15 protein-coding genes are annotated in these 16,474 nt (G+C 70.2%); 9 read left to right on the top strand and 6 right to left on the bottom strand.

Going from position 1 to position 16,474, the window contains the following annotated elements; all coding sequences use genetic code 11:
- Positions 1–25: 25 nt before the first annotated feature.
- Positions 26–346 (bottom strand): quaternary ammonium compound efflux SMR transporter SugE, encoded by a 321-nt coding sequence (gene sugE, locus ABD056_RS05465; RefSeq protein WP_343865161.1) that lies wholly within the window; start codon positions 344–346, stop codon positions 26–28.
- A 199-nt stretch (positions 347–545) separates the two neighbouring features.
- On the bottom strand, positions 546–2,264 hold the full coding sequence (locus tag ABD056_RS05460; protein ID WP_343865159.1) for an AMP-binding protein: 1,719 nt from the start codon (positions 2,262–2,264) through the stop codon (positions 546–548).
- 205 nt (positions 2,265–2,469) lie between these two features.
- Here ABD056_RS05460 and ABD056_RS05455 point away from each other — a divergent pair, with 205 nt between their 5' ends.
- Positions 2,470–2,919, top strand: coding sequence for a GNAT family N-acetyltransferase (locus ABD056_RS05455; protein ID WP_343865157.1), 450 nt, complete (start codon positions 2,470–2,472; stop codon positions 2,917–2,919).
- Between the two features lie 21 nt (positions 2,920–2,940).
- Here ABD056_RS05455 and ABD056_RS05450 read toward each other — a convergent pair whose 3' ends face one another.
- Positions 2,941–5,778, bottom strand: coding sequence for an ATP-binding protein (locus tag ABD056_RS05450; protein WP_343865155.1), 2,838 nt, complete (start codon positions 5,776–5,778; stop codon positions 2,941–2,943).
- Between the two features lie 431 nt (positions 5,779–6,209).
- Here ABD056_RS05450 and paaA point away from each other — a divergent pair, with 431 nt between their 5' ends.
- The 7 genes from paaA (at position 6,210) to ABD056_RS05415 (ending at position 11,965) form a co-directional block, all read left to right on the top strand.
- On the top strand, positions 6,210–7,193 hold the full coding sequence (paaA, locus tag ABD056_RS05445; protein WP_425545009.1) for a 1,2-phenylacetyl-CoA epoxidase subunit PaaA: 984 nt from the start codon (positions 6,210–6,212) through the stop codon (positions 7,191–7,193).
- 80 nt (positions 7,194–7,273) lie between these two features.
- On the top strand, positions 7,274–7,564 hold the full coding sequence (gene paaB, locus ABD056_RS05440; protein ID WP_343865153.1) for a 1,2-phenylacetyl-CoA epoxidase subunit PaaB: 291 nt from the start codon (positions 7,274–7,276) through the stop codon (positions 7,562–7,564).
- A gap of 13 nt (positions 7,565–7,577) precedes the next feature.
- Entirely contained in the window at positions 7,578–8,342 is a 765-nt protein-coding gene (gene paaC / locus ABD056_RS05435; protein ID WP_343865151.1) for a 1,2-phenylacetyl-CoA epoxidase subunit PaaC, read from the top strand.
- Positions 8,343–8,349: 7 nt separating this feature from the next.
- Complete coding sequence (gene paaD, locus ABD056_RS05430; protein ID WP_343865149.1) at positions 8,350–8,841, top strand: 1,2-phenylacetyl-CoA epoxidase subunit PaaD; 492 nt, start codon at positions 8,350–8,352, stop codon at positions 8,839–8,841.
- 17 nt (positions 8,842–8,858) lie between these two features.
- Positions 8,859–9,932, top strand: coding sequence for a 1,2-phenylacetyl-CoA epoxidase subunit PaaE (paaE, locus tag ABD056_RS05425; RefSeq protein WP_343865147.1), 1,074 nt, complete (start codon positions 8,859–8,861; stop codon positions 9,930–9,932).
- 129 nt (positions 9,933–10,061) lie between these two features.
- Entirely contained in the window at positions 10,062–11,693 is a 1,632-nt protein-coding gene (locus ABD056_RS05420) for an FAD-dependent oxidoreductase (protein WP_343865145.1), read from the top strand.
- A 17-nt stretch (positions 11,694–11,710) separates the two neighbouring features.
- Positions 11,711–11,965 carry a DUF2783 domain-containing protein gene (locus ABD056_RS05415; protein WP_343865143.1) on the top strand — a complete coding sequence of 85 codons (255 nt, stop codon included), beginning with the start codon at positions 11,711–11,713 and terminating at the stop codon, positions 11,963–11,965.
- Positions 11,966–11,978: 13 nt separating this feature from the next.
- Here ABD056_RS05415 and ABD056_RS05410 read toward each other — a convergent pair whose 3' ends face one another.
- Positions 11,979–12,257: a hypothetical protein gene (locus tag ABD056_RS05410; RefSeq protein ID WP_343865141.1), complete on the bottom strand. Its 279-nt coding sequence runs from the start codon at positions 12,255–12,257 to the stop codon at positions 11,979–11,981.
- Positions 12,258–12,276: 19 nt separating this feature from the next.
- On the bottom strand, positions 12,277–13,029 hold the full coding sequence (locus tag ABD056_RS05405) for a helix-turn-helix domain-containing protein (RefSeq protein WP_343865139.1): 753 nt from the start codon (positions 13,027–13,029) through the stop codon (positions 12,277–12,279).
- A 317-nt stretch (positions 13,030–13,346) separates the two neighbouring features.
- Between ABD056_RS05405 and ABD056_RS05400 the strand changes: the two genes are divergently transcribed.
- Complete coding sequence (locus tag ABD056_RS05400) at positions 13,347–14,630, top strand: DUF445 domain-containing protein (RefSeq protein ID WP_343865137.1); 1,284 nt, start codon at positions 13,347–13,349, stop codon at positions 14,628–14,630.
- 34 nt (positions 14,631–14,664) lie between these two features.
- On the opposite strand, the gene ABD056_RS05395 is transcribed toward ABD056_RS05400, so the two are convergent.
- The gene (locus tag ABD056_RS05395; RefSeq protein WP_343865135.1) at positions 14,665–16,353 is read right to left on the bottom strand and encodes a hybrid sensor histidine kinase/response regulator; all 1,689 of its coding nucleotides are present in this window, start codon (positions 16,351–16,353) and stop codon (positions 14,665–14,667) included.
- Between the last annotated feature and the right edge of the window lie 121 nt (positions 16,354–16,474).

The following is a 16,474-nucleotide window of genomic DNA, read 5'->3' as shown; positions in this document are numbered from 1 at the left end:
CCCGCCCTGCGGGGCCGGGAACGGATCAGTCCCCCGGCACCAGCTTCAGCCCGACGATGCCGGCGAGGACGAGCCCGATGCACAGCAGTCGGAGGGGCGCCGTGCTTTCAGCGAACAGCACGATGCCCACCACTGCCGTACCCACGGTGCCGATGCCGGTCCACACCGCATAGGCGGTGCCGAGCGGCAGGCTCCGCAGAGCCGTTGCCAGCAGAATGAAACTCACCGCCATCGCCCCTACCGTCAGCGCGGTCGGCGTGATGCGCGTGAACCCTTGCGTGTACTTGAGGCCTACTGCCCAGCCGATCTCGAACAGACCGGCAATGAAGAGAATCAGCCATGCCATGGCGCATCCTCCGCGTCATGGCAGGGCCGTCCCTGCCCATGCTTCCCCTCGCCGGACCACGGCCCGGCGGCGGGGTCGTCCCCGCGGAAGCTGGTGTGCGACAGGTGATGCCATCGCGAAACACGTGTAACAAGACGAAAAAGGCCGCCCGGCCATGCAGGAATGACCGGGCGGCCTTGCATTTACTGCAGACCGAAGATCAGGCGGTCTTTTCTTCCGTCAGCCCAAGGTCTTCCGCAACCATCTTGCGCATGATGAACTTCTGGATCTTCCCCGTCACGGTCATGGGGAATTCATCGACGAAACGGATGTACTTCGGGATCTTGTAGTGGGCGATCTGGCCCTTGCAGAAGGCGCGGATGTCTTCCTCCGTCACCTCGTGGCCTTCGCGGAGTCGGATGCAGGCGCACAGTTCCTCGCCGTACTTCTTGTCGGGCACGCCGATCACCTGCACGTCATTGACGGCGGGATGGCGGTAGAGGAATTCCTCCACCTCGCGCGGGTAGATGTTCTCGCCGCCGCGGATGACCAGATCCTTGATGCGGCCGACGATGTTGCAATAGCCCTCGTCGTCAATCACCGCCAGGTCGCCGGTGTGCATCCAGCCGGCGGTGTCGATGGCCTCGCGCGTCTTCTCCTCGTCGTCCCAATACCCGAGCATGACCGAATAGCCGCGCGTGCACAGCTCCCCGGCGGTGCCGCGCGGCACGATGTTGCCCTCCAGGTCGACGATCTTCACCTCGATGTGCGGCTGCACCCGGCCGACCGTGGACACCCGCTTGTCGAGCGCATCGTCCACCGCCGACTGGAAGCTGACCGGGCTGGTTTCGGTCATGCCGTAGGCGATGGTCACCTGCTGCATGTTCATGTCGCGGATGACCCGCTTCATGACCTCGATCGGGCACGGGCTGCCGGCCATGATGCCGGTGCGCAGGCTCGACAGGTCGAAGCGGCTGAATTCCGGGTGGTCCAGCTGGGCGATGAACATGGTCGGCACGCCGTAGAGGCCGGTGCACTTCTCGCGCTCCACCGCCTCCAGCACCGCCAGCGGGTCGAAGGCCTCGGCCGGGTAGACCATGGTGGCGCCGTGGGTGACGCAGCCCAGGTTGCCCATCACCATGCCGAAGCAGTGATAGAGCGGCACCGGAATGCACAGCCGGTCACCGTGCTGCAGGCGGATCGCCTCGCCGACGAAGAAGCCGTTGTTGAGGATGTTGTGGTGGGTGAGCGTCGCCCCCTTGGGGAAGCCGGTGGTGCCGCTGGTGAACTGGATGTTGATGGGGTCGTCGAACTGCAGCCGGTCGGCCAGCGACGCCACCCGCCGCCGCGCGCCGTCGTCGGCCGCCTCGGCAATCTGGTGGAAGGCGTACATGCCGTGGATGTGGTCGGCGCCGATGTGCACCACCACCCGCAGGTCCGGCAGCCGCGCCGCCGTCAGCGCGCCGGGGGAGCAATGGTCCAGCTCCGGCGCCAGGGTGCGGATCATCTCGATGTAGTTGGAGGACTTGAAGGTGTCGGCCAGGATCAGCGCCTTGCAGCCCACCTTGGTCAGGGCGTACTCCAGCTCCGCCAGCCGGTAGCTGGGGTTGATGTTGACCAGCACCAGCCCGGCCTTGGCGGTGGCGAACTGGGTGACGCACCATTCGGCATTGTTGGGCGACCAGATGCCGACCCGGTCGCCGGGCTCCAGCCCCAGCGCCAGCAGGCCGGCGGCGACCTCGTCCACCTGCCGCTTCAGCTCGGCATAGGTCCAGCGCACCCCCTGGTGGCGGACCACCAGCGCCTCGGTATCGGGCCAGCGGGCGGCGGCCTTGTCGAAGTGACGGCCGATGGTGTCGCCGATCAGCGGCGTCCCGCTGGCGCCGTGGACATAGCTCGGCAGACCCGTGGCCCCCGTGGCCTCCCTGGTGTCGGTCATGGCGAAGCGTCTCCTCCCGTATTCTTCCCGTATTTTTCGTTCCCGCGCCCCTGGAGGCACGGCGGAAAGAGCCTACGCGCAGCTGCCGTTTACGTAAACGTCAATCTGCCGGATCGTTGGGCGTAGCCGACAACGGCCCTTGCCGCCGCCCTTTCCCCCCTGTATCTGCGGGCCGACACCGCCGCAGACAAGGACGCGCCGCGCCATGACCGTTCCCGCCGCCGAGGGGCTGACCGTCACCCTCACCGATGCCCCCGCCGCCGCCGACCTGAAGGCGCTGCATGCCGGGCTGGAAGCGTTCAACACCCGGGTCAGCCCGCCCTACGACCGCCGCGACCTGTGCCTGTTCGCCCGCCGTGCCGACGGCAGCGTCGCCGCCGGCCTGTCCGGCTATACGCAGTGGTCGTGGCTCTATGTCGATTATCTGTGGCTGGACGAGAGCCTGCGCGGCAGCGGCCTTGGCGCCAGCCTGCTGCAGCAGGCGGAGGCGGAGGCGCTGGCCCGCGGCTGCCGCTGGTCGCGGCTCTACACCTACGACTTCCAGGCGCCCGGCTTCTACGAGCGCCAGGGCTACAGCGTCTGGGGCGAGCTGGAGGACTTCCCGCCCGGCCACCGCCAGATCTGGTTCCGCAAGGCGCTGACCGCCGCCGGCTGAGACCCGCCGTTGCCGGCGCCGTCAGGGGTTTGACGGCGCCAGCAGGCGGAAGGGCTCGACGGCCGCCTCGACGCTGCGCGGGGTGACCGGCAGCGGCAGGGCCGGGATGGCGAGGCGGCTCAGGCGCTCGGTCACCTCGTCGGTCGCCGGGTCGGTCACCGCCAGCACCCGCAGGTCAGCATGGGCCGACAGCAGCCGCCGCAGTCCGTCGACATCGGCCAGCGACATGGCCGGCAGGATCACCAGATCGGACCCCTGCGGCGACAGCGCCCGCGCCGCCTCGCCGGCCGGAGCGGTGTCCACCGGCAGGTCGAGCTTGCCGAGGATGGCGACCAGCAGCGCCTCGGTGGTGCGGTCGAAGCCGCACACCAGGGCCCGCGCCACCGGCGGCGGCGGGCGCACCCCGGCGCCGCTGTCGACGGTCACCGGCACCGTCAGGGTGAAGCGGCTGCCGCTCGGGCTGCGGCGCTGGGCGGTCAGGCTGCCGCCCATGCGCTCGGCCAGGTCGCGGGCGACGGCAAGGCCGAGGCCAAAGCCGCCGTAGCGGCGGTCGAGCCCGTTCTCGCCCTGGTGGAAGGGCTCGAACAGCGCCTCCAGCGGGCCGTCGGGCAGGCCGATGCCGGTATCCTCCACCACCACCGTCAGGGTGGCGGCATCGCCGTCGCCGCCCACCACGTCGGCCACCACCGCCACCGAGCCGCGTTCGGTGAACTTGAGCGCGTTGGCGACCAGATGGGTGATCACCTGCCGCACCTGCTGACCGGCGGCCAGCACCCGCAGCTGCAGGCCGGGGCCGGGCAGCAGCGCCAGGGTCAGGCCGCGGAAGCCGTCCACCAGTTCCTCCAGCAGCGTCGCCGGCACCACCCAGCGGCGGTCCAGCACCAGCGTGCCGGTGTCGAGCGACGACATGGTCAGCAGGTCTTCCACCAGCCCGAGCAGCGCCTGGCCCGACTGGCCGATCATGCCGATGGAGCGCTGCATGCGGGCCGGATCGGTCTCGTGGCTGCACACCTCGGCCAGGCCGATGATGCCGTTGAGCGGCGTGCGCAGCTCGTGGCTGACCTTGGCGAGGAATTCCGACTTCACCCGCGCCGCTTCCAGGGCGCGGTCGCGCGCCTCGGCGATCTGGCGGCGGGCTTCCTCCAGCACCGTGACGTCCAGCAGCACGCACAGCACGCCGCGCTCGCCGCCGTGGGCAAGGCGGGTGAAGCGGCCGCTGTAGCGCCGCGCCGGCTCGCCCAGGGTGAGCGCCAGGGTGCCCTCCTCCTGGCCGCCGTCGCAGGCGAGCAGGGCGTCGTGCAGGGGCGTGTGGCCGACCTCGGCCACCAGGGCGTCGTAGGCGCTGTTGTGGGCGATGACCACGTCGGGGTCGCCGGCACGATAGAGCACCACCGGCACCGGCAGGTTCTCGATCAGGGCGCGGCGGAAGGCATCGGATTCCTCCAGCGAGCGGCTGGCCGCCATCAGACGGGCGGTCTTGTCGCCCAGTTCGCCGCCCATGTCGACCACCGCCCGGCCCACCGCCGCCACCTCGCGGATGGCCGAAGGCGGCAGGGTCTGGCGGAAGTCGCCGCGGGCGATGTTGCCGGCCGCCGTCGCCACCGCCTCCAGCGGCTGGGCCAGGGTGTGGGCGTGGCGGCGGGCGGAGAACCACAGGACGGTGAAGAACAGGGCATAGAACACCACCAGCGCCGCCACCATGGCATAGCCCAGGCGGTCGAAGCGATCGCCGACGGCGATGGCGGCGGCGAACAGGTCGCGCTCCGGCACGAACACGATCAGGTGCCAGTCGGTGGCCGGCACCGCCTGCCACGCCACCAGATGCGGTTCGTCAAGCAGGGTGGCGCTGCCGCTGCCCTCGCCATCCATCACCGGCAGGCGGCTCAGGTCGGCGATGCGGGCGAGCGAGTAGTCCTCCGGCTTGAAGGTGTTGGAGCGCACCGCCTCTTCATACGTATGCTTACCCACCTCGCGCAGGCCGAGGCTTTCCTCCGCCGCCGGCGGCATGGCGAGGATGGTGCCGTCGCGCCCGACCATGACGGCATAGCCGCCCCACGGCGTGCGGATGTCGAGGATGCGCTTGACGATGGTGTCGATGGTGATGTCGAGGCCGACCACCCCTTCCAGCACATCGTCGCCGCCATAGACCGGGGCAATGGCCGAGATCAGCCAGCCCTGGCCGGCGGGGTCGACATAGGCGTCGGTCCAGACCACGCGACGGTCCGGGTTATGGGCGGCATCGGCCTCGTAATAGAAATTGAAGCTGGGGATATCCAGGCGCGGGGCGTACTGGCTCAGCGTGTCGAAGAACGGGAAGATGCGGTTGTAGCTGTCCCAGGTGTTGTAATAGCTCTGCACCACCAGCGGGTTGGCGTGGGTGACGTCGCGCAGGATGGGGTCGAGCGCCGCCAGGTCCAGCGCCTTCTGCTGCATCTCCGGCGTCACCGGCACCGCCCCGGAATAGAAGCCGGCGCCGCGGCCGACGTCGTCGCGGGTGTAGTAGACCACGCCGGTGGGGTCAAAGGTGAACCGCCCCGCCTCGTCGGCCGGCACCGGCAGGCGCGGATCGGCGCCCTGCACCTCCTCCACCTGGCGGCGCAGCACGTCGGTCAGGCTGGTCACCGCCTGCAGCTTCTCGTCCACCGCCACCGCGTTCAGGCGCGCCACCTCCTGCAGGGACTGTTCCGCCGTCGCCCGGATGGAGGCGATGTTGGCGTTCTTGGTCAGCAGGTTGGTGCTGAAGTAGGCGCCGATCAGCAGCAGCTCCACCGCCAGCAGCGGCACCAGCGCCGTGCGGGCGTAGGAGCGCCAGATCCAGCGAAACAGCGTTTGCGGCGATGCCTGGGCGGCAGAGGACATGACCATGGTTCCCGGCGCTGCAGAGCGACCGCCCGGCGGCGGCCGAACGATCAGACGGCCGGGGAGAGGCAATTTCCGCGCCAACATCCTGCGGCGGTAGAACCCTAGACTTTCTGCGGATCGCCCCTGCCGAACGTCGAGTCGCGCCTGCCGCTCGTTCGCATCCTGCGAGGCGCTTCGCATCCCGCCACGCCACCGCCCCCTTTGCGGTCGCCGGAAAACCCGTAAGGGAAACATGGTTTCGCCATCCGAACGCATAACCGTATCACATCAGCAACGCCACATCCTGCCCGCTCCCCGCCCAAGGGCGGAACATCTGCGACACACTTGCCGCCCGACCTCCCCATAAAGCGTTACAGTTTTATCTAGCGACATGGCAGAAACTGTATTACGTTGATCGGAGCAAGGAGAGACGGCCACCCAAGGCCGGCATGACGGGAGGCAACACGGTGATGAAGGACGCTCTGTCGAGCCCGGACCCGCGCGAGGCGACGTTCCAGGCCACCATCGACGCCGAGGGCAAGATCGAGCCCAAGGACTGGATGCCCGAGGCCTATCGCAAGACGCTGATCCGCCAGATCTCGCAGCACGCCCATTCCGAGATCATCGGCATGCAGCCGGAAGGCAACTGGATCGGCCGGGCGCCGACCCTGCGCCGCAAGGTGGCGCTGATCGCCAAGGTGCAGGACGAGGCCGGCCACGGCCTTTACCTCTACAGCGCCGCCGAAACCCTCGGCGCCAGCCGCGACGACATGGTGGAGGCGCTGATGGACGGTCGCGCCAAGTATTCCACCATCTTCAACTACCCGACCCTGACCTGGGCCGACATCGGCACCATCGGCTGGCTGGTGGACGGCGCCGCCATCACCAATCAGGTGGCGCTCTGCCGCACGTCCTACGGCCCCTATGCCCGCGCCATGGTGCGCATCTGCAAGGAAGAGAGCTTCCACCAGCGCCAGGGCTACGAAATCCTGCTGGAGCTGTGCCGTGGCACACCGGAGCAGAAGAAGATGGCCCAGGACAGCATGAACCGCTGGTGGTGGCCGGCGCTGATGATGTTCGGCCCGTCCGACGACAACAGCCCCAACTCGGCCCAGTCCATGGCCTGGAAGATCAAGCGCCTGTCCAACGACGAGCTGCGCCAGCGCTTCGTCGACCAGACGGTGCCGCAGGCGGAGTTCCTGGGGCTCACCATCCCCGACCCGCAGCTGCGCTGGAACGAGGAGCGCGGCCACTACGACTTCGGCGACGTGCCGTGGGACGAGTTCCACGCCGTCCTTAAGGGCAACGGCCCGTGCAACCGCCAGCGCATGGCCTTCCGCCGCCAGGCCCACGACGACGGCGCCTGGGTGCGCGAAGCCGCCCTGGCCCATGCTGCCAAGCGCGCGGCCCGCGACAAGAAAAACGCCGCCTGAGGCGACGAGAAGAACGCCGCCTGAGGCGACAAGAAAAAAACGCCGCCAGAGGCGGCTGGCACCGGGAGGAGTCCGAGCCCATGAGCAAGCAGCAGCAGTGGCCGCTGTGGGAAGTGTTCATCCGCAGCAAGGCGGGTCTGGCGCACAAGCACGTCGGCAGCGTCCACGCCGCCGACGCGAAGATGGCGCTGGAAAACGCCCGTGACCTCTACACCCGGCGCGGCGAAGGCGCCTCGCTGTGGGTGGTGCCGGCGGCGGCCATCGTCGCCAGCGCGCCGGAGGACAAGGGCGCCCTGTTCGACCCCGCCGACGACAAGGTCTACCGCCACCCCACCTTCTACAAGATCCCCGACGACGTCGGGCATATGTGAGGGGCGGCCGGCGATGACCACGATCAGCAAGGACGACCTGTTCACCTATGCCCTGCGGCTGGGCGACGACAGCCTCATCCTCGGCCAGCGGCTGGGCGACTGGTGCGCCCGCAGCCCGGAGATGGAACTGGACATGGCGCTGATGAACGTCGCGCTCGACCTGTTCGGCCGGGCGCGCGGCTTCCTCACCCACGCCGGGGCCGTGGAAGGCGCCGGCCGGGACGAGGACGCGCTCGCCTTCCGCCGCGACATCGAGGCCTTCACCAACGTGTTGCTGGTGGAACAGCCCAACGGCAGCTTCGCCGACACCATCGCCCGCCAGTTCCTGTTCGACGCCTTCGACCTGCCGTTCATGGAGGCGCTGACCACCTCCGCCGACGAGACGCTGGCCGCCATCGCCGCCAAGGCGGTGAAGGAAACCGCCTATCACCTGCGGTTCTCGGCCGAGTGGGTGGTGCGCCTGGGCGACGGCACCGAGGACAGCCACCGCCGCATGCAGACGGCGCTGGATGCCCTGTGGCCCTACGCCCACGAATTGTTCGAGATGGACGCGACGGAGGACCGCCTGTGCGCCGCCGGCGTCGCCGTCGACCGCGGCGCCCTGCGCGGCCGCTTCGACGACATGCTGCGCACCACGCTGACCGAGGCCACCCTGACCCTGCCCAAGTCCGCCTGGCGGCCGGCCGGCGGACGTCAGGGCCGTCACTCGGAACCGCTCGGCCTGCTGCTGGCGGAAATGCAGTGGATGCAGCGGGCCTATCCCGGCTGTTCGTGGTGAGGCCGCCATGTCCGCCGACCGCCGCGCCTGGGATGCGCTCGACGGAGTGCACGACCCGGAAATCCCCCATGTCTCCATCGTCGATCTGGGCATCGTCCGCTCGGTGACGGCGGCGCCCGATGGCTCCCATGTGGAGGCGGCCCTCAGCCCCACCTACTCCGGCTGTCCGGCGGTGTCGGTGATCGAGCTGGATGCCGAGATGGCGCTGCGTCAGGCCGGCTTCCGCTCCGTCACCGTGCGGCGGGTGATGGCGCCGGCCTGGACCACCGACTGGATCACCCCGCGCGGCCGCGACCGCCTGACCGCCGCCGGCATCGCGCCGCCGGCCGGACCGGCGGGCGGCAAGGGCGCCCTGCTCGGCCATGCGCCGCAGGTGGCGTGCCCGCAGTGCGGCTCCCTCCACACCGAACGTCTGTCGGAGTTCGGCTCCACCGCGTGCAAGGCGCTGTACCGCTGCCGCGACTGCCTGGAGCCCTTCGACTACTTCAAATGCCTCTGAAGGGAAGGACTGCCCCCATGGCCTCCCACTTCCATCCGCTCACCGTCGCCGACGTGCGGCATGAAACCGACGACTGCGTTTCCATCCGCTTCGCGGTGCCCGAGCCCCTGCGCGACGCCTTCCGCTTCCAGCACGGCCAGTACCTGACCCTGCGGACCGTCATCGACGGCGAGGACGTGCGGCGCAGCTATTCCATCTGCGCCGGCGTGCCCGACGGCGAGCTGCGGGTGGCGGTGAAGAGCGTGCCCGGCGGCCGTTTCTCCACCTGGGCCAACCAGGCGCTGAAGCCGGGCGACGTGATCGAGGTGATGCAACCCACCGGCCGCTTCACCACCCCCATCGAGCCCGACCGCGCCAAGACCTACGTGCTGTTCGCCGCGGGCAGCGGCATCACGCCGGTGATCTCCATCGTCCGCACCGTGCTGGCGCTGGAGCCGCAGGCCACCGTCACCCTGTTCTACGGCAACCGCAAGGGCAGCGGCATCATCTTCCGCGAGGAGGTGGAAGACCTGAAGAACCGCTTCATGGGCCGGTTCCGCGTCTTCCACGTACTGTCCCGCGACGTGCAGCAGGTGGAGCTGCTGCGCGGCCGCCTGGACCGTGCCAAGGTCGACACCCTGCTGGATGCCCTGGTGCAGGTGGACGCGGTCGACCACTTCTTCGTCTGCGGCCCGGAAGGCATGACCGCCGACGTGCGCGCCGCCCTGGACGCCCGCGGCGTGCCGTCGGAGCGGGTACACTTCGAACTGTTCGGCGTACCCGGTCAGTCCCGCCCCGCCAACCGCAACGAGGCCGCCGCCGTCGCCACCGGCGAGACCAGCGCCGTCACCGTCACCCTGGACGGCCTCAGCACCCGCTTCACCATGGATCGCGGCCTGTCGCTGCTGGATGCCGGCCGCGAGGCGGGGCTCGACCTGCCCTATGCCTGCAAGGGCGGCGTCTGCGCCACCTGCCGCTGCAAGGTGGTGGAGGGCGAGGTGGAGATGGCGGTGAACTACGGCCTGGAGCCCTCCGAAGTCGCTGCCGGCTTCGTGCTGTCGTGCCAGAGCCGGCCGAAGACCGAAACGGTGGTGGTCGACTTCGACGGCTGACCGGGGGGACGGGAGGACAGGCGCGCCCGCCTGCTCCTTTTCCGCCCTTGAAGGTCGGACTTTCCGCATATAGTATCAAATGAAACTGTTTCGCAGAAAACAGGCCGTCCACGACCGGGGAAGCGTTCCATGCTCAACACCTACCAATACCCGCAGTACGCCTACGTTCCGCCCGACGCCCTGAAGACCGGCCGCGCCGAGCGGCGGCCGGCGGTGGTGGTGGGGGCCGGGCCGGTGGGGCTGACGGCGGCGCTCGACCTGGCCGCCCACGGCGTGCCGGTGGTGGTGCTGGACGACAACAACACCGTCTCCGTCGGCTCGCGCGCCGTGTGCTACGCCAAACGGGCGCTGGAGGTGTGGGACCGCCTGGGCTGCGCCGGCCCCATGCTCGACCGTGGCGTGCGCTGGCAGGTCGGCAAAGTGTTCCGCGACGAACAGCTGGTCTACCAGTTCGACCTGCTGCCGGAACGGCATCACAAGATGCCGGCCTTCATCAACCTGCAGCAGTACTACCTGGAGGAAACCCTGGTCGACCGCGCCCTGGCCCAGGGCAACCAGATCGACCTGCGGTGGAAGAACCGCGTCACCGCGCTCGACAGCCGCGACGACGGCGTCACCCTGACGGTCGACACCCCCGACGGCCCCTATACCCTGGAGGCCGACTGGGTCATCGCCTGCGACGGCGCCAGGTCCGACATCCGCGGCATGATCGGCGCCAGCTTCGAGGGGCAGGCCTTCCAGGACCGCTTCCTGATCGCCGACGTGGTGATGAAGGCGGGCTTCCCCACCGAACGCTGGTTCTGGTTCGACCCGCCCTTCCATCGCGGCCAGAGCGTGCTGCTGCACAAGCAGGCCGACGACGTGTGGCGCATCGACTTCCAGCTGGGCTGGGACGCCGACCCGGAGGAAGAAAAGAAGCCGGAAAAGGTCATCCCGCGTCTGAAGGCCATGCTGGGGGAAGACACCGAGTTCGACCTGGAATGGGTGAGCGTCTACCAGTTCGCCTGCCGCCGCATGGAGCGGTTCCGCCACGGCCGGTTGTTGTTTGCCGGCGATGCGGCGCATCAGGTCAGCCCCTTCGGGGCGCGCGGCGCCAACTCCGGCGTGCAGGACATCGACAACCTGGCGTGGAAGCTGGCCCTGGTGCTGGCCGGCACGGCGCCGGACCGGCTGCTCGACAGCTACGACGCCGAGCGGGTGCCGGCCGCCGACGACAACATCCGCAACTCCACCCGCTCCACCGACTTCATCACCCCGAAAAGCCCCATCAGCCGCGCCTTCCGCGATGCCGCCTTGGACCTGGCGGAGCATCACGGCTTCGCCCGCCGGCTGGTGAACTCGGGCCGCCTGTCGCTGCCCACGCCCTATGCCGGCAGCCCGCTCAACACCCCCGACCGCGATGCTTTCCAGGGCGCCATGGCGCCGGGCTGCCCGGCCGCCGATGCGCCGCTGACCGTCGACGGCCGCGAGGACTGGCTGCTGAACCACCTGGGCGGCTGCTTCACCCTGCTCTACTTCAGCCCCGACGGCGGCGTCCCCGCCACCCTGCGGGCCTTCGAGCAGGATGCCGTGCCGGTGAGCGTGCTGGCGGTGGGGGCCGGCGGCTGCGCCGATCCCTCCGGCGTGCTGACCCAGCGCTACGACGGCCGCCCCGGCACCCTCTACCTCATCCGGCCGGACCAGTATGTGGCGGCACGCTTCCGCGACGTCGACCCGCGGCTGGTGCGCATCGCGCTCGATACCGCCTGCGGCCGCCTGTGATCCGGGGAGGACGGGAGATGTTCATGAAGACCGACGCGCCGCCAGCCCGCCACAGCGGCAGCCTCATCACCGACTGCAACCTGCCGCAGCCGGACGACTTCTATGAAGCGCTGATCGACACCCACCGCGGCCTGACCGACGAGCAGAGCCGCGACGTCAACTGCCGCCTGGTGCTGCTGCTCGCCAATCACATCGGCGACATGGACGTGCTGCGCCAGGCGCTGGCCATCGCAGCCGGACGCGGCGGCGGAGACGGCGCGGCAGAACAGTGACGGCGGCAGGCGATCAGGTGCGGATTTCGGCGGTGGCCGCCCGTTCCTCGCGCAGTTCTGCCGCCGCTTCGTCATAAAGCTGGCGATACACCGCTTCCAGGTCGGGATGCTGGCCGAGCAGGTCGTCGATGACCTGTTCGGCCCGGATCTCGCCCAGGGTGGTGCGGTAGGTGCGCGACAGGAAATCCTCGATGGACAGCTCCTTCTCCGCCGCGCGGGCGGCGGCCATGTCCATCTGCTGGCGCAGCAGCGCCTTGATCCAGTGCTTCAGCGCCTTGCGTTCGGCGGTCATGGCGGACAGGTCCCCAGGCTCACGCCGACTGACGCAGGGCGGCGTCGGCATCCTCGTCGGCGCGGCGGCTGCGGCTGCGGTCGGCCACCATCTCGCGCATGATGCCTGCCACCAGCCGGCGCATGGCCGGGGTCAGCTGGGTGTAGAGGTCGAAAAGCTCGTCGCGGTCAAGGTCGGGGCTGCGGCGGTCGTCCGCCCCGCCCTCCTCCGGCGCTGACGCGGGAGACGCGGCGGCGTCCGCCGCGGCGCTGCCCATCACCGCCTCGGCCTCATCGGCGGCGGCATTGGCGGCCTGGGCCGCGCCCTCGCCGCTGAACCACCCCAGGTCCACGTGCAGCACCTGGGCGATACGGGCCAGGATGGCGACCGGCACCCGCCGATGACCCAATTCGAAGTTGCGCATGCGCGCCGGCGCCACGCCAACCTGCGCCGCCAGATCATCCAGGCTGAGGCCGCGGGCCTGGCGGCGGTTGGCTATCGCATCCCCCACCATGCTGTCGCCCTGCGGCAGATCCGCCGGACCGGGCATGCCACGACCGCCACCGGCCCCGCCGCCGCGCGCGACGCGGGTGGCACGGGCGGACAGCATGCGGTTGACGCGGAACAGCACCGCCGTGCGGTCGTATTCCGTGAGATCGGGGAAGCGCTCGGTCAGGACCTGCTCGGCGGCGGCCGCACTGTCGCCGTCACCCGAGCGTCGGCCGGTGATCTCGGCCAGAACGTCGCGCGCAATCGCCTGCGCCCGTTCGGGGGTCATACCAGTGTCAATCATACCTGAGCCGGTCCCTTTGGAACTATAATCCTCTACATCACCCTCTACGCCCTTGTGCGCGCCACGTCAAACCTTCTGGAGGATTAGGAATGCTACTGTTCAACTGCAGAAACGTGCGACGGACGCCGCACCCCGCCGCAGTTGCCGGGCACGAGCGTAAAGGCTGAGGTAAACGCGCGGATATCCCCAAAAGTTCCATCCTCCGGCATCCAACAGAACCACCCTCCGCTCCGCGTCTTCGGGTATCGAGCGGGTGGTGGCGGACGCCCGTTGATGGTAGCCATCAGAGCAAGGCAGATTGCGCGAAAAGGCCCGTCATGACCGATCAGCCGCAGCCGGCGGCCCCCATGCCCGCCGCCGACTCCGCCGAGACCGAGGAGCAGCGGCGCGCCCTGCGCCGCTATCGCATGGGCGCCACCGGCCTGCTGGTGGCCATGGGCGGCATCTTCGTCGGCAGCCACTTCCTGCCCGGCCAGGGCACCTATGCCATGGGCCTGCTGCAGGCGGGGACGGAGGCGGCCCTGGTGGGCGGCCTCGCCGACTGGTTTGCCGTCACCGCCCTGTTCCGCCGGCCGCTCGGCCTGCCCATCCCGCACACGGCGCTGATCCCCTCCAACCACGAGCGCATCGCCCGCCGCCTCGGCCGCTTCGTCACCCGCTGGTTCCTGGCGCCGGAGGTGCTGGAGGAACGGCTGAAGACGCTCCACGCCGCCCAGCGCCTGGGCAGCTGGCTCATCCACCCGGACAATTCCCGCACCGCCGCCCGCCGCATCGCCGAACTGCTGCCGGCCGCCCTCAGCGCCGCCGGCGACGAGCGCCTGCGGGCGCTGGTGCAGCGCAGCCTGACCGCCCGCCTGCGTCAGGCCGACGTGGCGCCGCTGCTCGGCCAGTTGCTGGCCGCCGTGCCGGACGAGGATTTCGAGACGCTGCTCACCCAGGGGGTCAGCCTGGCGCGCGAACAGCTGGTCCTCAACGAGGCCCGCATCCACGCCATCGTCACCGAACGCAGCGCCTGGTGGCTGCCCAAGGCGGTGGACCGGCGGGTGGCGAAGACGCTCATCGCCGCCGCCTTCGAAACCCTGGACGACCTGGAAGACCCCGACAACGACCTCCGCCGCCGCCTGACGGAGGTGCTGCGCGACTTCCGCGAGCGGCTGCGCACCGACCCGGAGTTGCACGCCCGCATCCGCAGCATGAAGAACGGCCTGCTGCGGCACCCGCAGGTGCAGGAGGCCATGGCGCGGGCCTGGGACGACCTGCGCCGCACCCTGGTCGACGGCGCCAGCCGCCCCGACAGCCGCCTGCGCCTGGGCCTGGAGGAAACCCTGCTGAGCATGGGCCGCCGCCTGCTGGAAGACGCCGACCTGCGCCGCGCCATCGACGAGCGGGTGGAAGCGGCTGTGGCCGCCGTGCTGGTGCCGTGGCGGGAGGAAATCGGCCGCTTCATCGAGGACGTGGTACGCCGCTGGGACACCGCCACCCTGACCGAGCGCCTGGAGCTGACCGTCGGCCGCGACCTGCAGTTCATCCGCGTCAACGGCACCCTGGTCGGCGCCCTGGTCGGCTGCCTGCTCTACGTGGCGGTGGAGGCGCTGACCTGAGGGCGAGGGCGACCGGCGGCGCCCGCCTCCCCCGTCACCCCTCCGCCGCGTGCCCCGCCGCCGCCGCCCGGCCCTTCAGGCCGCGGGTCAGGTGCGAGAGCATCCGCCGGGCATCCACCGGCTTGCCCAGCACCGCCGTCACCTCCTGCACCTGCGGATCGGATTCCGGCACGCCGGCGCCGCTGATGACCAGCACCGGCAGCACCGGGTCGCGCTCGCGCAGGCGGCGGATCAGGTGCCAGCCGTCGTCGCCGCCCGGCAGGGTGAGGTCGGTGATGAGGGCGTCGGGCGGGTCCAGCCGCGCCTTGGCCATGGCCTCGCCGGCATCGCTGGCGGTGGAGACGCGGAAGCCCTGCTCGATGAGATAGACCGCCAGCGCCTGCCGGGTCAGCGCCTCGTCCTCCACCACCAGCACATGGCCGGTGGGCTGGCCGGCGGAGGCGACGCCATGACCGCCGGGGCCGCCGGCAAGGCCCGTCAGCAGCGGCTCGCCACCGGCACCGGCATCGGTGGCCGCCGAGGCCAGCGGCAGGCGGATGGAGAACACCGCGCCGCCGCGGTTCTCCGCCCGCATGGTGCCGCCCATCTTGGTCACCGCATTCATGCAGATGGACAGGCCGAGGCCGGTGCCGACCCCTTCCCGCTTGGTGGTGAAGAAGGGCTCGAAGATGTCCTGGATCAGGTGGCGCGGGATGCCGGGGCCGTTGTCCGCCACCTCGATCAGCAGCTGCCGCACGTCGCTGTCCGGCGCCACCCGCACCCGCACCTCCGGCGCCCAGCCGGCGGCGGGGGCGGAGCCGGTGTCGCCGCGGCGTTCGACCAGGGCGTCGAGTGCGTTCTTCAGCAGGTTGATGATGACCTGTTCCAGGTCGACCGGATTGCCTTCCAGCACCCCGGCGCGCTCCGGCATGTCGAGGCTGAGGGTCATGCCCTCGCGGCTGAAGGCGGGGGTCATCATCTCCACCGCCGCCGCCACCGGGCCGGCGGCGTCGAAGGCCACCTGACGGCCGCTGCTGGAGCGGCTGAAGACCCGGATGTGGTCGATGATCTCCGCCATGCGGCTGCACTGGCGGGTGCCCATCTCCAGCTTTTCCGCCACTTCCTGCGGCGCCGCCTCGCCGCTGGCCAGCCGCAGGCGCAGGCCTTCCAGCCCCATGGACAGGATGTTGAGCGGCTGGCTGAGTTCGTGCGCCACCCCCGCCGCCATCTGGCCGAGGGTCGCCATCTTGGCCGTCTGCATCAGGCGGCCACGCACGCCCTGGCCGGCATCCAGCGGCCGGATCACCGCCTGCGCCGCCGGCCGGTCGTGCAGGCGGATGGGGGCGCTGATGATCCAGGCGTCGAACAGGCTGCCGTCGCGCCGCTGCAGGTCCTCCTGAATGCCGTTCCACGGCGCCACCGCGGTCGGCCGGATGACCTCGCGCACATGCTCGCGCACCGCCGGCGCCACCAGGTCGGTCATCGCCATGTCGGCGGGCCAGTCGGTGGGGCTGTAGCCGAACAGCGCCTGGGCGGCGCGGTTGATGAACACCACCCGGTTGTCACGATGGACGACGATGGCTTCCGGCGACTGTTCCACCAGCGCGCGGTAGCGTTCCTCGCTCTCGCGCACCGCCTGCTCGGCGGCCAGACGGGCGGAGACGTCGCGGTAGATCCATACCCGGCCGATGACGGCGCCGTCGCCGCCGTTCTCCCGCAGGGCGCTCTCCAGCACGTCGACCACCCGGCCGTCGAGCCGCCGCAGGCGCCGCCAGCCCGGCTCCAGCCCCTCGTCGGCGGCCGGGTCGGCGGCGGGGGCGGCGGGGCGCCTCGCGCCCGGGGTGCTGGAAGCCCCTTACTGGGGG

Source organism: Caenispirillum bisanense, from assembly GCF_039523075.1.
Taxonomy (GTDB): domain Bacteria; phylum Pseudomonadota; class Alphaproteobacteria; order Rhodospirillales; family Rhodospirillaceae; genus Caenispirillum; species Caenispirillum bisanense.
Note: the sequence above shows the minus strand (reverse complement) of the source record. Positions and strands in the feature narration are given on the sequence as shown.

Excerpts from the sequence above, each read along its gene's own strand:
- paaA (WP_425545009.1), top strand. The coding sequence starts at position 6,210 with ATGACGGGAGGCAACACGGTGATGAAGGACGCTCTGTCGAGCCCGGAC.
- paaD (WP_343865149.1), top strand. The coding sequence starts at position 8,350 with ATGTCCGCCGACCGCCGCGCCTGGGATGCGCTCGACGGAGTGCACGAC.
- paaE (WP_343865147.1), top strand. The coding sequence starts at position 8,859 with ATGGCCTCCCACTTCCATCCGCTCACCGTCGCCGACGTGCGGCATGAA.
- paaC (WP_343865151.1), top strand. The coding sequence starts at position 7,578 with ATGACCACGATCAGCAAGGACGACCTGTTCACCTATGCCCTGCGGCTG.
- ABD056_RS05460 (WP_343865159.1), bottom strand. The coding sequence starts at position 2,264 with ATGACCGACACCAGGGAGGCCACGGGGGCCACGGGTCTGCCGAGCTAT.
- paaB (WP_343865153.1), top strand. The coding sequence starts at position 7,274 with ATGAGCAAGCAGCAGCAGTGGCCGCTGTGGGAAGTGTTCATCCGCAGC.
- ABD056_RS05420 (WP_343865145.1), top strand. The coding sequence starts at position 10,062 with ATGCTCAACACCTACCAATACCCGCAGTACGCCTACGTTCCGCCCGAC.
- ABD056_RS05455 (WP_343865157.1), top strand. The coding sequence starts at position 2,470 with ATGACCGTTCCCGCCGCCGAGGGGCTGACCGTCACCCTCACCGATGCC.
- ABD056_RS05415 (WP_343865143.1), top strand. The coding sequence starts at position 11,711 with ATGTTCATGAAGACCGACGCGCCGCCAGCCCGCCACAGCGGCAGCCTC.
- ABD056_RS05405 (WP_343865139.1), bottom strand. The coding sequence starts at position 13,029 with ATGATTGACACTGGTATGACCCCCGAACGGGCGCAGGCGATTGCGCGC.
- ABD056_RS05410 (WP_343865141.1), bottom strand. The coding sequence starts at position 12,257 with ATGACCGCCGAACGCAAGGCGCTGAAGCACTGGATCAAGGCGCTGCTG.
- sugE (WP_343865161.1), bottom strand. The coding sequence starts at position 346 with ATGGCATGGCTGATTCTCTTCATTGCCGGTCTGTTCGAGATCGGCTGG.
- ABD056_RS05400 (WP_343865137.1), top strand. The coding sequence starts at position 13,347 with ATGACCGATCAGCCGCAGCCGGCGGCCCCCATGCCCGCCGCCGACTCC.
- ABD056_RS05450 (WP_343865155.1), bottom strand. The coding sequence starts at position 5,778 with ATGTCCTCTGCCGCCCAGGCATCGCCGCAAACGCTGTTTCGCTGGATC.